The organism is Devosia sp. XK-2 (assembly GCF_037113415.1).
In the GTDB taxonomy this organism is placed as follows: domain Bacteria; phylum Pseudomonadota; class Alphaproteobacteria; order Rhizobiales; family Devosiaceae; genus Devosia.
Window position 1 is genome coordinate 3560143 of sequence record NZ_CP146608.1, and the last position, 16560, is coordinate 3576702.

16 protein-coding genes are annotated in these 16560 nt (G+C 61.4%); 11 read left to right on the forward strand and 5 right to left on the reverse strand.

Annotation, left to right across the window (positions count from 1 at the left end):
- Positions 1–102: 102 nt before the first annotated feature.
- The 5 genes from purH (at position 103) to V8Z65_RS17535 (ending at position 6498) form a co-directional block, all read left to right on the forward strand.
- Positions 103–1686 carry a bifunctional phosphoribosylaminoimidazolecarboxamide formyltransferase/IMP cyclohydrolase gene (purH, locus tag V8Z65_RS17515; protein WP_338721433.1) on the forward strand — a complete coding sequence of 528 codons (1584 nt, stop codon included), beginning with the start codon at positions 103–105 and terminating at the stop codon, positions 1684–1686.
- 126 nt (positions 1687–1812) lie between these two features.
- Complete coding sequence (locus V8Z65_RS17520; protein ID WP_338721434.1) at positions 1813–3174, forward strand: oligosaccharide flippase family protein; 1362 nt, start codon at positions 1813–1815, stop codon at positions 3172–3174.
- 110 nt (positions 3175–3284) lie between these two features.
- Complete coding sequence (gene leuC, locus V8Z65_RS17525) at positions 3285–4691, forward strand: 3-isopropylmalate dehydratase large subunit (RefSeq protein WP_338721435.1); 1407 nt, start codon at positions 3285–3287, stop codon at positions 4689–4691.
- The gene (locus V8Z65_RS17530; RefSeq protein WP_338721436.1) at positions 4682–5116 is read left to right on the forward strand and encodes a metallopeptidase family protein; all 435 of its coding nucleotides are present in this window, start codon (positions 4682–4684) and stop codon (positions 5114–5116) included. The genes leuC and V8Z65_RS17530 overlap by 10 nt, the downstream gene beginning before the upstream one ends.
- A gap of 77 nt (positions 5117–5193) precedes the next feature.
- Positions 5194–6498 carry a GGDEF domain-containing protein gene (locus V8Z65_RS17535; RefSeq protein WP_338721437.1) on the forward strand — a complete coding sequence of 435 codons (1305 nt, stop codon included), beginning with the start codon at positions 5194–5196 and terminating at the stop codon, positions 6496–6498.
- A 124-nt stretch (positions 6499–6622) separates the two neighbouring features.
- On the opposite strand, the gene V8Z65_RS17540 is transcribed toward V8Z65_RS17535, so the two are convergent.
- Positions 6623–6925: a hypothetical protein gene (locus V8Z65_RS17540; protein ID WP_338721438.1), complete on the reverse strand. Its 303-nt coding sequence runs from the start codon at positions 6923–6925 to the stop codon at positions 6623–6625.
- Between the two features lie 80 nt (positions 6926–7005).
- On the opposite strand from V8Z65_RS17540, the gene V8Z65_RS17545 reads away from it, so the two are divergent.
- The 5 genes from V8Z65_RS17545 to V8Z65_RS17565 all read left to right on the forward strand — a co-directional run bounded on the left by V8Z65_RS17545 (position 7006) and on the right by V8Z65_RS17565 (position 10848).
- A complete protein-coding gene (locus V8Z65_RS17545; protein WP_338721439.1) occupies positions 7006–7605 on the forward strand; it encodes a DUF4893 domain-containing protein in 600 nt (199 codons plus the stop codon).
- 61 nt (positions 7606–7666) lie between these two features.
- Complete coding sequence (gene rimM / locus V8Z65_RS17550) at positions 7667–8203, forward strand: ribosome maturation factor RimM (RefSeq protein ID WP_338721441.1); 537 nt, start codon at positions 7667–7669, stop codon at positions 8201–8203.
- Positions 8200–8922 carry a tRNA (guanosine(37)-N1)-methyltransferase TrmD gene (trmD, locus tag V8Z65_RS17555; protein WP_338724068.1) on the forward strand — a complete coding sequence of 241 codons (723 nt, stop codon included), beginning with the start codon at positions 8200–8202 and terminating at the stop codon, positions 8920–8922. Before rimM ends, trmD begins: the two co-directional genes overlap by 4 nt.
- A gap of 279 nt (positions 8923–9201) precedes the next feature.
- Positions 9202–9750, forward strand: coding sequence for a 50S ribosomal protein L19 (gene rplS / locus V8Z65_RS17560; protein WP_338721442.1), 549 nt, complete (start codon positions 9202–9204; stop codon positions 9748–9750).
- A 285-nt stretch (positions 9751–10035) separates the two neighbouring features.
- Positions 10036–10848 carry an exodeoxyribonuclease III gene (locus V8Z65_RS17565; RefSeq protein ID WP_338721443.1) on the forward strand — a complete coding sequence of 271 codons (813 nt, stop codon included), beginning with the start codon at positions 10036–10038 and terminating at the stop codon, positions 10846–10848.
- A 3-nt stretch (positions 10849–10851) separates the two neighbouring features.
- Here V8Z65_RS17565 and V8Z65_RS17570 read toward each other — a convergent pair whose 3' ends face one another.
- The 4 genes from V8Z65_RS17570 to V8Z65_RS17585 form a co-directional block, all read right to left on the reverse strand.
- Positions 10852–11469, reverse strand: a complete 618-nt coding sequence (locus tag V8Z65_RS17570; protein ID WP_338721445.1) for a DUF930 domain-containing protein — start codon at positions 11467–11469, stop codon at positions 10852–10854.
- Between the two features lie 172 nt (positions 11470–11641).
- A complete protein-coding gene (locus V8Z65_RS17575; protein WP_338721446.1) occupies positions 11642–12100 on the reverse strand; it encodes a Crp/Fnr family transcriptional regulator in 459 nt (152 codons plus the stop codon).
- Positions 12101–12206: 106 nt separating this feature from the next.
- A complete protein-coding gene (locus tag V8Z65_RS17580) occupies positions 12207–12890 on the reverse strand; it encodes a response regulator transcription factor (protein WP_338721447.1) in 684 nt (227 codons plus the stop codon).
- A 253-nt stretch (positions 12891–13143) separates the two neighbouring features.
- The gene (locus V8Z65_RS17585; RefSeq protein ID WP_338721448.1) at positions 13144–13818 is read right to left on the reverse strand and encodes a YggS family pyridoxal phosphate-dependent enzyme; all 675 of its coding nucleotides are present in this window, start codon (positions 13816–13818) and stop codon (positions 13144–13146) included.
- 132 nt (positions 13819–13950) lie between these two features.
- Here V8Z65_RS17585 and leuS point away from each other — a divergent pair, with 132 nt between their 5' ends.
- Positions 13951–16560 (forward strand): leucine--tRNA ligase, encoded by a 2610-nt coding sequence (gene leuS, locus V8Z65_RS17590; RefSeq protein ID WP_338721449.1) that lies wholly within the window; start codon positions 13951–13953, stop codon positions 16558–16560.

A 16560-nucleotide genomic window follows, 5' to 3' on the forward strand; every position in this document is an offset into this window, starting at 1 on the left:
GCGGTCAAATCGCGCCAAGAGGCCCTAAAGCGATTGGCCTTTGGCCCATCTCGTGCTAGCGGACGCGCGAAATTCCTCCTTCACCAGCGCGAGACAGATCTCATGGGCAAGACGGTAAGTGTCGGTCGGGCACTGCTTTCGGTATTCGACAAGTCCGGCATGGCCGACTTTGCCAAGGGGCTCGCAGAGGCCGGGGTAGAACTGGTCTCCACCGGCGGCACCCATAAGCTGATCAGCGAGGCCGGATTGCCGGTGCGCGATATTTCCGACCTGACCGGCTTTCCCGAAATGATGGATGGCCGCGTCAAGACCCTGCATCCCAAGGTGCATGGCGGCCTGCTTTCGGTGCGCGACAATCCGGCCCATAAGGCCTCGATGGACGAGCATGACATCGGCCCCATCGATCTGGTCGCCGTTAATCTCTATCCCTTTGAAAAGACCGTCGCCTCCGGCGCCTCCTATGACGAGATCATCGAGAATATCGATATCGGCGGTCCGGCCATGGTGCGTTCGGCAGCCAAGAACCATGCTTTCGTGACCGTGGTGGTCGATCCCGCTGACTATCCGGCGATCCTTGAGGCGATCAAATCGGGCGGCATTCCCTTTGACATGCGCCAGCGCCTCGCCGCCAAGGCCTATGCCCGCACCGCCGCCTATGACAGCGCCATTTCGAGCTGGTTCGCCCGCGAGATCGACTTTGCCGATGTCAATTATCGCAGCTTTGCCGGCACTTTGAGCGAAGTCATGCGCTATGGCGAAAACCCGCATCAATGGGCCGCCTTCTATAAAACCGGCGAGAACCGTCCCGGCGTCGCCACCGCGACCCAGGTGCAGGGCAAGACGCTCTCCTACAACAATATCAACGATACCGACGCCGCCTTCGAACTGGTCTCCGAATTCGATCCGGCCGAAACCGCCGCCGTCGCCATCATCAAGCACGCCAATCCCTGTGGCGTGGCTGTGGCCGGTGATCTCAAGACCGCCTATATCAAGGCGCTGCGCACCGACCCGGTCTCCGCCTTTGGTGGCATTGTCGCCACCAATCGCGAGATCGACGCGGACACCGCGACCGAGATCGTCAAGGTCTTCACCGAGGTGATCGTCGCGCCCTCTGCCACGCAGGAAGCCCAGGACATCATTGCCGCCAAGAAGAACCTCAGGCTGCTGCTGACCGGCGGGGTCGCCGATCCCAAGGCCGACGGCTTGATGGTCAAATCGGTCGCCGGGGGTCTGCTCGTTCAGGGCCGCGATAACCGCAATGTCGATGATTGCGAGCTCAAGGTCGTGACCAAGCGCCAGCCGACCGAACAGGAACTGGTCGACCTCAAACTGGCCGCGAAAGTGGCCAAGCACGTCAAGTCCAATGCCATTATCTATGTCAAGGACGGCGCCACCGCTGGTATCGGCGCCGGGCAGATGTCCCGCGTGGATTCAGCCCGCGTTGCCCATCGCAAATCGATCGATGCCGCCCAGGCGGCCGGTATCGAGGGCGCCTTGACGCAAGGATCGGTCGTGGCCTCGGATGCCTTCTTCCCCTTTGCCGACGGGCTCGAAGCCCTGGTTGCGGCCGGCGCCACCGCCGTCATCCAGCCGGGCGGCTCGATGCGCGACGAGGAAGTCATTGCCGCCGCCGATGCTGCCGGTATCGCCATGGTCATGACCGGGATGCGCCATTTCCGGCACTGACGGCCATGCCCGGCTGCATTACCAAAATGTAATTACCAGCCAACCCGGAAGGTAAGGGCTTCTTGATAACGTTGTGCCATGGTCCCTCTGCCGCTCCGCCTCTGGAGCGGTATGGAACAGGTTGCAATGCGTTTGCGGATACCCAGCGATCTCAATGGTTTGTTGCAGGCCGGGCTTTTGCGCTCGGTCGGGTCATTGGGCATCAAGGTCGCGACGGCGGGCCTGACCTATCTCACCTATGTGGTGCTTTCGCGCACCCAGACCAGCGACGAATATGGGCATTTTGCCTTCGGACTGGCGCTGGCCACCGTGCTGGCCATCCTGGCCGGGGCCGGCCAGCCCATGGCCATTTTGCGGCTCTGGGCCGAGCGCCGCAGTAAAGGCGACGAAACGGGCGCCCGCCAGGCCGTGGCGGCCGGCTCGACCATTACTATCGGCGCGGGCCTCCTCGTTTCGCTGCTGCTCTGCCTGGCCGCGCTGGCCTATCAGCCTTTCCTGGCCCCTGGCGACAGCGTCAGCCAGTTCTTTGGCGCCGCCTTTCTGATCCTGCCATTGGCCTTGTCGGAATATAATTCATCGGTTTTGCGGGCCCAGGGATCGCTCTGGACCGCCCTTCTGCCGCGCGACATCTTCTGGCGCCTGGCCCTGCCAGCGGCCGTTCTGGGGCTTTTTGCCATGGGCATCGTGCTCAGCGGACCCGATGCCCTGGCGCTCTCAGCGGCATTATTGCTCGGCGTTCTGGGTCTGCAAATGCTGGCGGCAGCACGCCGCCTCTATACGATCTGGCCGGCGCGCCGGCCGGCGCCCGTCATAGCGCATTGGCGCCAATGGGGCGGGCTGAGCGGATGGCTGCTGCTCGGCGCCCTGATCGAGACGGCCGCGCTCAATGCCGATGTCATCCTGATCGGGCTCATGCTCGACATTGAAAGCTCGGGGCTTTACTTCAACGCCTTCCGCACTGCCGGATTGATGACCCTTTTTACCTTCGCCATCGAACTGGTCATCGCGCCCATGGTCGCCGAGCATTTTCACGCCGGGAACATGCGCAAGGCGCAGGCCATCACCGCCCTATGCGCCTGGGCGGGCTTTGCCTTTTCGCTGGTGGTGTTTGCCGCCTTCAGTTTTTTCGGCACCGACATTCTGGGCCTGTTCGGCCCCGCCTATGCCGATGGCTGGCTGATCCTGATCCTGCTCTCTTTCGGTCTGCTCTTTGATGCCATTACCGGCCCCTCCAAGATCGTGATGATGATGACCGGGCATGAGCGGCCCTATGTCGTTATCTTCGGCACCATTATGGGCCTGGGCTTTCTGCTGCAGATTGTGGCGATCCCGGTCTTCGGCCTGGTCGGCGCTGCCACCATCAATATGGGATCGCGCGTCATCGCCCAGCTCAGCATTGCCCTGTGGTGCCGCTATAGCATCGGGCTCGACACCAGTCTTGTCGGTGTCCTGTCTATCCGGCATCTGCGCGACGCACCCGCCGCCTGACCCCCGCCGCCAACGAGCCGTACCCATGAGTACGGTTGTGCTTGACCCTGGCCCCGGCTTGGGCTTAGAACCACTCCAATCTTTCATTCCTGCCCCAGGAACCTACGGATATGACCAAGGCCCGCACGCTCTACGACAAGATCTGGGACGACCATCTGGTCCAGAACAATGAGGACGGCACGAGCCTTCTTTATATTGACCGGCACCTGGTTCACGAAGTGACCAGCCCCCAGGCTTTTGAAGGCCTGAGGATGAATAATCGCAAGGTGCGCCACCCCGAGCGCACCCTGGCCGTGGTCGACCACAATGTGCCCACCACCGACCGTTCGTTGCCCAATCCGGACCCGGAAAGCGCCATCCAGATTGCCGCTTTGGCCGAGAACACCAAGCATTTCGGCATCGAATATTACGACCCGTTCGATAATCGCCAGGGCATTGTGCACATCGTCGGCCCCGAACAGGGCTTCACCCTGCCCGGCATGACCATTGTCTGCGGCGACAGCCATACCTCGACCCACGGTGCCTTTGGCGCTCTCGCCCACGGCATCGGCACCTCGGAAGTCGAACACGTTCTGGCTACCCAGACTCTGATCCAGCAAAAGGCCAAGAACATGCTGGTGCGTGTCGATGGTCAATTGCCCCAAGGCGTCACCGCCAAGGACATTATCCTGGCCATTATCGGTGAAATCGGCACTGCCGGCGGCACCGGCCATGTCATCGAATTTGCCGGCGAAGCCATTCGCTCCCTCTCGATGGAAGGCCGCATGACGGTCTGCAACATGACCATTGAAGGCGGCGCCCGCGCCGGCCTCATCGCCCCGGACGAGAAGACCTTTGCTTATGTCAAGGATCGGCCCCGCGCGCCCACCGGCAAGGCCTGGGACATGGCGCTCGACTATTGGAAGACGCTCCATACCGACGAGGGCGCCCATTACGACAAGGTTGTGGTGCTCGATGCCGCCAATCTGCCGCCCATCGTGTCCTGGGGCTCTTCGCCCGAAGACGTCATCTCGGTCCAGGGCGCGGTGCCCAATCCGGACGACATTGCCGACGAGACCAAGCGTGCCTCCAAATGGCGGGCCCTGGACTATATGGGTTTGAAACCCGGTACCCCGATCACCGATATCAAGCTCGACCGCGTCTTTATCGGCTCCTGCACCAATGGCCGTATCGAAGACCTGCGCGCCGCCGCCGCCGTGATCAAGGACCGCAAGGTCGCCGACTACGTCAATGCCATGGTGGTGCCCGGTTCGGGCTTGGTGAAGGCCCAGGCCGAAGCCGAAGGCCTCGATGTGATCTTCAAGAATGCCGGTTTTGAATGGCGTGAGCCGGGCTGCTCCATGTGCCTGGCCATGAACCCGGACAAATTGGCCCCGGGCGAGCGCTGTGCCTCGACATCGAACCGCAATTTCGAAGGCCGCCAAGGCTTTAAGGGCCGCACCCATCTGGTGTCGCCCGCCATGGCCGCCGCAGCCGCCATTGCCGGTCACTTCGTCGATATCCGCGAGTGGCAGTAAAAAAGACAGACTGGTCGGGGCTCCCTGCCCCGACCCTGGACGATATCGAGGCTCTGGCAAGCGCGGCACTCCGCGCCCTGCCGGAGCCTTTCGCGTCTCTGGCCGCGGACGTCACCTGCGCGGTAGCCGAATTTGCCGAGGATGACGTGCTCGAAGGCTTCGGCATGGAAAGCCCGTTTGAGCTGATGGGCCTGTTTTCGGGCATTGGCATGACCGAAGACGGCGCCACGCCGCAAACTGGGCAATTGCCCAATACCGTCTTTCTTTATCGACGCGCCATTCTCGATTATTGGGCCGAGCATGACGAGAACACGCTGGGTGAAATCGTCACCCATGTACTGATCCACGAACTGGGGCACCATTTCGGCTTTTCCGATGAAGACATGGAAGCCATTGAGGCGGCAGCACAATATGCCGACGACTAGAATTCCACTCCGGGGCCATAAGCCAAGCTTGCGTTAACGAGCTGCCTTTATTCTGCCCCCGATAAGGAGTGGACGCCTTGGCTCGGATCGATGTGTTCTCATTTGGGGTCGCGGTGCCGGCTTTGCTGCTGGCAGCCGGCTTCCTGGTCGCCTATGCGATCAATCGCAGGCTGACAACCTTCCGTTGGTGGGCGGCCAGCTTTGCGCTATTGGCTATTGCGCTGACCACCGCCACCCTGCGCTTCGAGGGCCCCTCCCACTGGATCAAATGCCTGAGCTGGGCCACGTTCTATGCCGCGGCCTGTATCACCGCCCTGGGTCTTTTCCGGGAAGGCGCCACCCGCACCAATCCCACCTTGCCCATATTGGCCGGCGGCGCACTCTATGTCGCCCTGGCCACGGCGTTGATCGCCACGGCAGCGCCACCGCATTGGTGGTTCCTCCTGGGCCCCGTGCCCACATTGGTCTTCATGGCCTGGTCCATCGTGCCGGTCCTGCAGGCCCGGGCCTGGCCCTATGGACTGGCCTTGGGCGCCGGCATGGCGGTCATCGCCATACGCGCGCTCTGGTTCGCCAATGATCTGATGCGCATGGGGCCACCACCCCATATCGGGCTGCGCGGCACACTGGCGGCCGGCGCACCCTTGCCGGCGCGGATCCCGCTCGGCCCCGGCCGGGGTCCGGGGCCAGTGCCGGGCGCGGATACCTTGCTCAATTTCAGGCCACCCCCGGGCGATCATCCGCCAGTGGGAGAGCCATTGACCATCGCCCTGATCACCATTGCCGCCCTGTTGGGCCTGGCCGTGGCCCTGGTGCTGCGCGACCTTCTGGTGCGCATCAGCCACATGCATGAGCGTTCGACCACCGACGCCATGACCGGTCTGCTGAATCGCGCCACATTCGAGGAAAAGGCCCACGAATTGCTGGCCTCGGCCCTGCACCAGCCCGTTTGCGCCGTGCTTTTGGATATCGACCACTTCAAGCGCATAAACGATACCTGCGGCCACCTGGCGGGCGACAAGGTCATTGCCCGACTGGGCGAGCTGATCGCGGACAATACCGGACCGACGGCGCTGGCCGGCCGCATTGGCGGCGAAGAATTCGCTATCCTCCTCAAAGGCCACAATCTCTCCGCCGCCCGACTCTATGCCGAGGCGATCCGCACCCGCTTTTCTGCCTCCGATCTGGGCGATGAAATCGGGTGGGTCGTCACCCTGAGCGCCGGCATTGCCGCGCGCGACGGCAATGAATCGCTGGCCGCGCTCATGTCCCGGGCCGACAAGGCCCTCTATGCCGCAAAGGCCCGCGGGCGCAACCAGGTGGCGGTGGCGGCCGACACGGCGGAAAGGCAATTGCGGCGCAGTCTGGCCGCGGCCGGCTAGCGCGTTTCAAGCTAAAGCAACGGGTCTACCCCTCGGGGCTTTGACCCGAGGATTGAACCCGCAATGAAACACGGGCTCGAAGCAATGTCAGCGTTTCAACGAAACGGCGCAACGCTCTTGGCCCCTATTCGTCGCGCTCGACGAAGCTGAACTCGGCCTCATTGCCGCCGGAGGGGTCGTCGGACACCATCAGGGCCAGATTGCCCTGGTCCAGGGCCGCAAACCATTCCTCCCAGCTCACCAGTTGGAAACCGCCGATCCTGTCGGGTCCTTCATTGCCAAGGGAATTCAGGCTCGCCTGCCCGAAGGACAATTGCAGCACCGTGCGCGTCTTGCTGCCATCGGGAACGTCCATCAATACGGGATTGCCGCCGCGCGCGATCACCCATTCGCGAATGGCCTCTCGATCTGTCAGGACTTTGGACATCTATGCCTCCATATTCGCTCTGCTTGAGAAAGCGCTATTGCCGTGCAAGGTTCCTTGATCTGGAACAAGAGAGCCCCGCAATGCGCAAAGTCCCCTTCCGTATCCTCGCCACAGTGTTGGCCGGACTTGCCGCCCAGTCCCAGCTTGCGCCTTTTGCCTGCGAAGTTCCAGCGCAGGCAGCCATCAGCCCCTTCGACGGGGATCGCATGACCGGGTTCGAGACCGCGCGCTATCGCGGACTTGCCGAGGCGCTGCTGGCGGACAATGCCGCAGACCGGCAGGCCGTTTCGGCGCTGTTCAGCGCTGGCGAAACACCCATCGCCAGCCTTCCCGACGGCCAATATGATTGCCGCACCATCAAGCTGGGCGGACTGCTCCCTTTGACCGCCTATGCCTATTTCGACTGCGCGGTTTCGCACCAGGGCGCCGTGATCGAGAAACTGACCGGTTCGCAGCGCTTTAAGGGCGATTTGCTGCCCTCCGATGGCGGCGCGCTCTTTTATCGGGGTGCGCTGCATTATGGCGATGAGCAGCCCATGGCCTATGACGCAGAGGACGAGCGCAGCCAGGTTGGCTGCCTTTACAAGGTCAGCGGCAAGCCGGTGCGCTACCGGCTCGAATTGCCCTTTCCGCGCTTTGAATCCACCCATGACGTCATCGAGCTGGTTCCGGCCCGCTAACAAGGGTTTGCGCCCGATGCGGGCGCTGCTATGGAGCCATATAGGCAATAAGAGAAGGTCGATGGCAGACAAACCATCCCCCGTTTTACTGGGCACGATCGGCGCCGCGCATGGCATCAAGGGCGAGGTGCGGATCAACTCGCACACCCAGGACCCTGAGGCCATCGCCCATTATGGACCGCTCGCGACCAACCGGCCGGGCCTGACCGTCACCATCGAGGCTGCGCGCCTCAACAAGAATGTGCTGATCGCCCGTCTCAAGGGTATTGGCGACCGCAATGCCGCCGAGGCCCTCAATGGTGTGGCGCTGTATGTCGAGCGCGACCAATTGCCCGAAATCGAGGACGAGGACGATTTCTATCACGCCGACCTGATCGGGCTCGATGCCCAGCTCGATAGCGGCGTTTCCATCGGCGCGGTCAGCGCCATTTACGACCATGGCGCGGGCGACATTCTGGAAGTGCGCGATCCGCTTTCCGGCGACACCTTTCTTTACCCATTCACCAAGGCCGTTGTGCCCGATATCCGCCTCGCCGATGGCTATCTGGTCATCGTGCCGCCGCTCGATGCAGAACCGGGCGAGGAAGAACCGGACTGATGTTCTCGGCCGATATCATCACGCTCTTTCCCGAGCTGTTTCCCGGGCCCCTGGGCGCCTCGGTCTTGGGTCGCGGGCTCAATGACGGGCTCTGGTCCCTGCGCGCCACCCAATTGCGCGACTTTGCCACCGACCGCCATCGCACCGTGGACGACACCCCTTCGGGCGGCGGCGCTGGCATGGTGCTCAAGCCCGACATTCTGGCCAAGGCCATTGACGCCGTCGCTCCGGCAAACGATCCACGCCCCCGCATCCTGATGTCGCCGCGGGGCCGGCCGTTGACCCAGCAGCGCGCGCACGAATTGGCGCTAGGGCCGGGCGCGGTCATCGTCTGCGGCCGCTTCGAGGGCGTGGACCAGCGCGTCATCGATGCCCGCAATCTCGAAGAAATTTCTATCGGCGATTATGTGCTCGCCGGCGGGGAAGTAGCAGCCATGGTGCTGCTCGAGGCCGTAATACGCCTCATTCCCGGCGTGTTGGGCGCCCTCGATAGCCGCGACGAAGAAAGCTTTGAAAATGGGCTGCTCGAATATCCGCAATATACGCGGCCACAGAATTTCGAAGGTCTCGAAATCCCCCCCGTTCTGGTTTCTGGGGATCATGGCAAGATCGCCAAATGGCGGCACGAGCAGTCGTTGGAACTGACGCGGGCGCGGCGGCCGGATCTGCTGAAGAAGGATAACTGGGATTCCCCCCGCACCGGCCGTCCTCGGACCTGATCCGAGGACCTGCCTCAACACCCAACGCGTTTCGAATGGCCCTCGGGTCAGGCCCGAGGGCGGTGCAGCGATTGTTGATCATCCCGGCCCAAACAGCCCAAAACCACTGGACTCTGGCGCAAAATTCCCCTATGAGCCGCCCATTCGCGTGCCCGGCGTATCGGACCGGCCCGCGACAAGACCAAAAAGACTGCCCTTCCGTTACCAACCAAGACCGGATGACGGGGCCCAAAGCCCATTAGAGAGTCATCCCTATGAAAAGATCAGAACGGATCGAAAATGAACATCATCGAACAGCTCGAAGCCGAGCAGGTTGCCGCGCTCGCCGCGCAGCGCGAAATCCCCGAATTCACCCATGGCGACACCGTCAAGGTGTGGGTCAAGATTCGCGAAGGCGACAAGGAACGTTTGCAGGCCTATGAAGGCGTGGTGATCGCCCGCTCCGGCGGCGGCATCATGGAAAGCTTCACCGTCCGCAAGATTTCCTATGGCGAAGGCGTGGAACGCGTTTTCCCGATCTACTCGCCCAATATCGCGTCGATCGAAGTGATCAAGCGCGGTAAGGTCCGTCGCGCCAAGCTCTACTACCTGCGTGATCGTCGCGGTAAGTCGGCTCGTATTTTCGAATCGACCAATTCGCGTACCAAGAAGATTCAGGACGCCGAGCGCACCGCCGCCCAGGCCGCCCGTGAAGCCCGCGAAGCTGAAAAGATCGCCGCTGCCGAAGCCTTTGCCGCCGAACAGGCTGCCAAGGACGCTGAAGCCGCCGCTGCTGCTGCCGCCGCCGAACAGGCCGCTGCCGCTGAAGGCGAAGCCAAGAGCGAATAAGAGCCTTTGCTCTTTGAGAATTGAAAAAGCCCGGCCATTGCGCCGGGCTTTTTTGTTTTGTGCGGTTGGATTCACGTGAAACGTCGAGCGGGCCGCTAGGTTGTCTCATACACCATGCCGCCCTCGGGCCCGACCCAAGGACGGAAGCATGTGCGGTGCTGGGAAGAGCACTCCTGCCACCTCCCGTCAGCAACCAGGCCATCAGCGCCATTTCCGGCTTTACCCCTGCCCCAGCCTTCGCGATAACAGAAGCTCACGCCAAAACGCGATTCCCCGGACGCCCAAATGACCCATTCCATCGTCACCTGGAACATCAATTCGGTGCGCCTGCGCCTCAATATGGTGCTCGATTTTCTCAAGCAGTATCAGCCCGATGTGCTCATGCTGCAGGAGATCAAATGCACGAACGACCAATTCCCGCGCAATGCCTTCATCGAGGCGGGTTATCCGCATATGGCCGTGCATGGGCAGAAGGGCTATCACGGGGTCGCCATCGTCTCGAAATTTCCCCTGGCCGATATTTCAAGCCGAGTCTTTTGCGAAATCCCCGAGAGCCGGCACATTTCGGCGCTGATCGATATGGGTCACGGGCCCTTTACGCTGCACAATTTCTATATTCCGGCCGGCGGCGACGAGGCCGATCCCGAAATCAACCCCAAATTCAAGCACAAGCTGGGCTTTCTCGACGAGCTCAAGACCTGGTTCAACGAACCCATTTTTCAGCGCGGCCACCTGATTGCCGGCGATTTCAATATCGCGCCGCATGAAAACGACGTCTGGAGCCACAAGCAGCTCCTAAAAGTGGTGAGCCACACGCCGGTCGAAACCGAAGCGCTCGACGCCATTCTCAATGGCGGTCATGGCTGGACCGATCTTGTGCGCAAACATGTCCCCTATGACACCAAGATCTATTCGTGGTGGAGCTATCGCAGCGCCAATTGGGAGCTGGCCGACAAGGGAAGGCGCCTTGATCATATCTGGTCAACGGCCGATATTGCCGAACGGTCCATTGACGCCGAAATCATCAAGCCGGCCCGCGGCTGGACCGATAAGCCCAGCGACCACGTGCCGGTAATTGCCCGCTTCGTACGGCCGTAAGGTTCAATTCAGCCAGTCATCATCGGCATTGAGGAAGTGCGCCTCCCACTCGCTTTCCGGGACTGGCGCACCCACGGCATAGGCGAAGGCCGAAACGCTGCGGATATCAGGGGCTACTTCGCAGGTGTAGCCAATGCGGTACCATTTGCCGGCTGCCCGATAGGCACCGCCCTGGGCCTCCAGCGATAGTCCCGTCACGCTTATTCCCTCAAAGGCATATCCCACCAGGGCATCGGGGTTGTCCGCAACATTGTCCATCCGCAACTGCTCCAGCGCCTCGATATTGCACAGCTGGATGATCTGCTCCCGGTCGGCGAGCAGGGGAAAGTTCTGCTGCACCTCGCGGTTGGCCGGGTCAGCGAGGATATCGGCTGCATAAAATTCTGTGGCCGCAACCAGGCCAGTCTCCGCCGATGCCGGCGGCGCTGGTTTCGGCGCGGGGGCTGCCGGTTTTGGGGTGGGCACCGCTTCGGGTTCGGGCGCCGTCAGCAATGCATAGTCGGCCTCCGACAACAGCTCGACCGAGATACTGCTCCCTTCGGCAGGCGCAAAGGGCTCGGGAATGGCCAGCGCAAGCAGCGCCAGGACCAATAGCAGGTGTATGGCGATCGACGCCGCCAACGCAGCCGAATCGCGCCTTGACCCTGCCCATGCTGTGCTGCCCCGCTCCACCTGGGTGACATGCAGAGGATTTGCGGCCCTTTTGCGGAAGCCCTACAGCTCTTCTTGTTGCGTTTCCGATCCTCGCGTCGAAGCCCGAGGGGCAAACCGTTGCCACTTTGCCAGAAGCGCCTTAGCTTCCCCTCATCTTGCCCCTGAGCGGCTCGAGCGCGTGCATATAGCGTCCCAGCTCCTGCTGGATGCGCTGCGCCGCCCGCTCCGCCAGGTCCGGACTTTGCCGTGCAAGCTTGAGAAAGGCGGTACGCGGCACGAACAGCAGTTCGCAATCAGTGACCGCCGTAAAAGTGACGGGACGCGGCTTTTCCAGGATCAGCGATGTCGGCGAAATCACGCTGCCCGGTTCGGACAGGGCATAGGGTTTTCCTGCTTCCGCACCCTCATGCCTGGCCTTGACTGTGCCCTCGATCAGCACATAGGCGCCGCTGGGTACATCGCCGGCCTTATAAATGACGGCGTCGGCCTCGAAATGCTTGCGGTCGCCGGCAAAGCCGAGCATGCGCAATTGTTCATCGTCGCAGATGTCGAAGAAGTCGGCCCGGGCCAGGACCCCGGCCGCATCATCCATTCTCATCAGCACCAGACCCATTGCGCCAAAAGGACCGCCCGCTTGGCGCGAACGGCTGTTCGGGATCAAGCTATAGTCTGGTTCGCCCGGGAATTAAAAGGCCTTGCGCCGATCAGGGGACGAGACGGTAGCCTCCGTCTTCGGTCACCAGCAATCTTGCATTGGAGGGATCGCGCTCGATTTTTTGCCGCAGACGATAAATATGGGTCTCGAGCGTATGGGTGGTGACGCGATTATTATATCCCCACACTTCCTTCAAAAGGACATCGCGCGTGATGGTTTTGGGACCATGGCGGTAGAGATATTTGAGGATCGAGGTTTCCTTGTCGGTGAGGCGTACCTTGATGCCCTCATTGGTCTCCAGCACTTTGGCGGCCGGCTGGAAACTATATTGCCCTATAGTGAAGACCGCGTCTTCGCTCTGGTCGCGTTGCCTGAGGGCTGCATTGATACGGGCAAGCAGCACCGGATAGCGGAACGGCTTGGTGAGATAATCATTGGCGCCGGCTTCCAGGCCTTTGATTTCATCCGCATCGGTGTCGTGTCCGGTCAGCATCAAAACCGGGCTCTTATAGCCCTCCTGGCGCATTAGCCTGACGGCCTCGCGTCCATCCATGTCGGGCAGGCCGACATCGAGAATGGTTAGTTCGACATTGTTTTCCCGCACGGCCCGCAGCGCGTCATTGGCCGTTCCGGCCTGGAGAAGGTCAAAATCAGGCTCGCCCTTGAGTTGCTCGACCAGGGTCTGGCGCAGGTCCGCGTCGTCATCTACGACAAGGATGCGTCGCTTGTTCATTGTTTTCTCCGGTCTTTTCCGTTCTGAGCCGACCAAGGCCACACTATTGCGACCCAGTTTTGGCCAGCCAATCACAACGACGTTATTTCAACCCGAGCAACGCGGCAGCAGAGGGAAAAGTTGCACTCCGAGCCGTGCCCGAAGGGCAAATTCGGTCCGGCGGACCGAATTTAGGGCAGGAGACCATGAGCGCTATACGCGAATGATGGAACCGTTAAGCGGTAAGGTCGCTGGCAGAACAAGGGAACGCCCCCTATCGCTGCCCGAACAGGGCCGAGCCCACCCGGATATGGGTGGCCCCCATGGCAATGGCCGTCTCGAAATCCGCACTCATGCCCATGGAAAGCTGCTCGACCCCGGCGGCACGGGCCAAGGCGGCCAGATGGGCGAAATAGGGGCCGGGCGGCTGGCCCTCGGGCGGAATGCACATCAGGCCCACAATATTCAAGGCATGAACGGTACGGCAGCGGCGGACGAAATCCACCGCCTCATCGGCCCCAATGCCGGCCTTTTGCTCTTCGCCCCCGATATTGACCTGCACAAAGCAGGGCAGGTTTCGCTGTGCCCGGGCCATTTCGGCAGCCAATGCGCCGGCAATCTTGTCCCGGTCCACCGTTTCGATCACGTCGAATACGGCTACCGCCTCGCGCGCCTTGTTCGATTGCAACGGGCCGATCAGGTGCAATGTGAGATCGGGATATTTTTCCCTGAGACCCGGCCATTTCTCCTTGGCCTCCTGCACGCGGTTCTCCCCGAAAACGCGCTGGCCGGCAGCCAGAAATGGCTCCACGGCATCGGCAGAAAAAGTCTTTGAGACCGCTACCAGCTCTACCGCCTGGGACGGCGGCCCGAAACGGCGGCGTGCTTTTTCCATGCGCGCGCGAATATAGTCCAGGCGCACTTGGGCGCTTTCAGCGCTATCGGCCATTTGCCAGCCCCGTTTCTGTTGACCTTGGGAGGGATTTCTGGTGATGGTCCCGGTAGCCAAAAACCCTTAAAAATGCAAGCTGCGCCGCCCTTTGCGGTCAACAGCGGCACCACTCTTCAAGGACGATTACCAGTGAGCGGCGAACGCTACAATCCGCGCGAAAGCGAACCGAAATGGCAAAAGGTCTGGGACGAGAACCAAAGCTTCGTCACCGCCAATGACGATCCGCGCGACCCCTATTACGTCCTTGAGATGTTCCCCTACCCCTCGGGCCGTATCCATATGGGCCATGTGCGCAACTATGCCATGGGCGATGTGGTGGCCCGCTATCACCGCGCCCGCGGCAAGAATGTGCTGCACCCCATGGGCTGGGATGCTTTCGGCCTGCCGGCCGAAAATGCCGCCATCGAGCGCAAGACCCATCCCGGCTCCTGGACCTACCAGAATATCGAGGCCATGAAGGCGCAATTGAAGTCGATGGGCCTCTCCATCGATTGGACGCGCGAAATCGCCACCTGCTCGCCCGACTACTACAAGCACCAGCAGGCCATGTTCATCGACATGCTCGAAGCCGGTCTCGTCACCCGCAAGAGTTCCAAGGTCAATTGGGACCCGGTCGACATGACCGTTCTGGCCAATGAACAGGTGATCGACGGCAAGGGCTGGCGCTCCGGCGCCGTGGTCGAGCAGCGCGAGTTGACCCAATGGTTCTTCAAGATCTCGGACTTCGCAGAGGACCTGCTCGAGGCCCTGGATGGGCTGACCGAATGGCCCGAAAAAGTGCGCGTCATGCAGCGCAACTGGATCGGCAAGTCCGAAGGCTTGCGCCTGCTGTTCGCCCTGGAGGCCAGCGACAAGACCGATGCCACCAGCATCGAGGTCTTCACCACGCGCCCCGACACGATTTTCGGCGCCTCCTTCATCGCGCTTTCGCCCGATCATCCCCTGAGCGCTCAATTGGCGGCCAATGATCCGGCGCTGACCGAGTTCATCGCCGAATTTCATCGCCAGGGCACCGCGACCGAAACGCTTGAAAAGGCTGAGAAAAAAGGCGTCTTCACCGGTTTGCGCGTCAAGCATCCGGTAATTGAAGGCCAGACCCTGCCCGTCTATGTCGCCAATTTCGTGCTGATGGACTATGGCACAGGCGCCGTTTTCGGCTGTCCCGCCCATGACCAGCGCGATCTGGATTTTGCCCGCAAATATGAGTTGCCGGTGACGCCCGTCGTGCTGCCGCCCGACGCGGACCCGGCCAGCTTTGCCATCGGCAATGAGGCCTATACCGACGCCGGCAGCATCTTCAATTCCGACTTCCTCAACGGCCTCTCCATCGAGGACGCCAAAAAGGCCATTGCCGACCATTTCAGCGCCCGAACGGTCGACGGCAAGCCGCAGGGTAAGGTTGAGGTCAATTATCGCCTGCGCGACTGGGGCATTTCCCGGCAGCGCTATTGGGGCTGCCCCATCCCGGTGATCCATTGCGAGGTTTGCGGCACCCTGCCCGTGCCTAAAAAGGACCTGCCCATCGTGCTGCCCGAGGATGTCACTTTCGACAAGCCCGGCAATGCGCTCGACCATCACCCTACTTGGAAGCATGTCCATTGCCCGCAATGTGGCGGCGCGGCGCGGCGCGAAACCGATACCATGGACACTTTCGTGGATTCCTCGTGGTATTTCGCGCGCTTCACCGCCCCGCATGCCGATACGCCCACTGTGCCGACCGTGGCCGATCACTGGCTACCGGTGGACCAATATATCGGCGGTATCGAGCATGCGATCCTGCACCTGCTCTATTCGCGCTTCTTCACCCGCGCCATGAAGGCCACCGGCCATGTGGGCTTGGACGAGCCCTTCAAGGGCATGTTCACCCAAGGCATGGTGACCCACGAGACCTATAAGGGCGAAAGGGGAGAATGGGTGCCGCCCACCGATGTCATTATCGAGACCGAGGGCGAAACCCGCACGGCGCGCCATGCCACTACCGGCACGCCCATTGCCATCGGCTCGATCGAGAAGATGAGCAAATCCAAGAAGAACGTCATCGATCCCGACGAGATCGTCCGCACCTATGGCGCCGATACGGCCCGCTGGTTCATGCTCTCCGACTCGCCGCCCGAACGCGATGTGCAATGGACCGAATCGGGTGTTGAAGGCGCCAGCCGCTTTCAGCAACGCATCTGGCGCCTGGTCAACGATACCATCGAGATTTCCGAACAGTCTTCTCAAACTGTTGCGCAAGACAGTTCCGATGCACTCGCCTTGAACAAGATCATTCATCGCACCGTAGCCGGCGTGGCGCAGGATATTGAAGGGCTCGGCTTCAACCGCGCCGTGGCCCGCATCTATGAATTGACCAATGCTCTGGTAAAGGCCAAGGAAGGCAAGAACGCCGCCGCGCTTGCCCCCATTTTGCGCGATGGGGTGGAAAAGCTGGTGCAATTGATCAATCTGATGATGCCGCATCTGGCCGAAAGCTGCTGGGAAGTGCTTGGAAAACAAGGACTTGTCGCAGACGCGCTATGGCCCGAGGTGGACCCGGCCATGCTTGTGGACGATGAGGTGACCCTGCCGATCCAGATCAATGGCAAGCGCCGCGGCGAAATCACCGTCGCTAAGGACCTGCCAGCCGCTGAGGTCGAGGCCCTGGTTCTGATGCTGGACGTGGTGGTCAAGGCCCTGGACGGCAAAGCGCCAAAGAAGGTGGTGGTGGTGCCCAACCGCATCGTCAACATCGTCATTTAG

Coding starts and splice junctions, on each gene's coding strand:
- leuC (WP_338721435.1), top strand. CDS start 3,285: ATGACCAAGGCCCGCACGCTCTACGACAAGATCTGGGACGACCATCTG.
- V8Z65_RS17520 (WP_338721434.1), top strand. CDS start 1,813: ATGCGTTTGCGGATACCCAGCGATCTCAATGGTTTGTTGCAGGCCGGG.
- V8Z65_RS17545 (WP_338721439.1), top strand. CDS start 7,006: ATGCGCAAAGTCCCCTTCCGTATCCTCGCCACAGTGTTGGCCGGACTT.
- V8Z65_RS17580 (WP_338721447.1), bottom strand. CDS start 12,890: ATGAACAAGCGACGCATCCTTGTCGTAGATGACGACGCGGACCTGCGC.
- purH (WP_338721433.1), top strand. CDS start 103: ATGGGCAAGACGGTAAGTGTCGGTCGGGCACTGCTTTCGGTATTCGAC.
- V8Z65_RS17575 (WP_338721446.1), bottom strand. CDS start 12,100: ATGAGAATGGATGATGCGGCCGGGGTCCTGGCCCGGGCCGACTTCTTC.
- rimM (WP_338721441.1), top strand. CDS start 7,667: ATGGCAGACAAACCATCCCCCGTTTTACTGGGCACGATCGGCGCCGCG.
- V8Z65_RS17540 (WP_338721438.1), bottom strand. CDS start 6,925: ATGTCCAAAGTCCTGACAGATCGAGAGGCCATTCGCGAATGGGTGATC.
- V8Z65_RS17565 (WP_338721443.1), top strand. CDS start 10,036: ATGACCCATTCCATCGTCACCTGGAACATCAATTCGGTGCGCCTGCGC.
- V8Z65_RS17585 (WP_338721448.1), bottom strand. CDS start 13,818: ATGGCCGATAGCGCTGAAAGCGCCCAAGTGCGCCTGGACTATATTCGC.
- rplS (WP_338721442.1), top strand. CDS start 9,202: ATGAACATCATCGAACAGCTCGAAGCCGAGCAGGTTGCCGCGCTCGCC.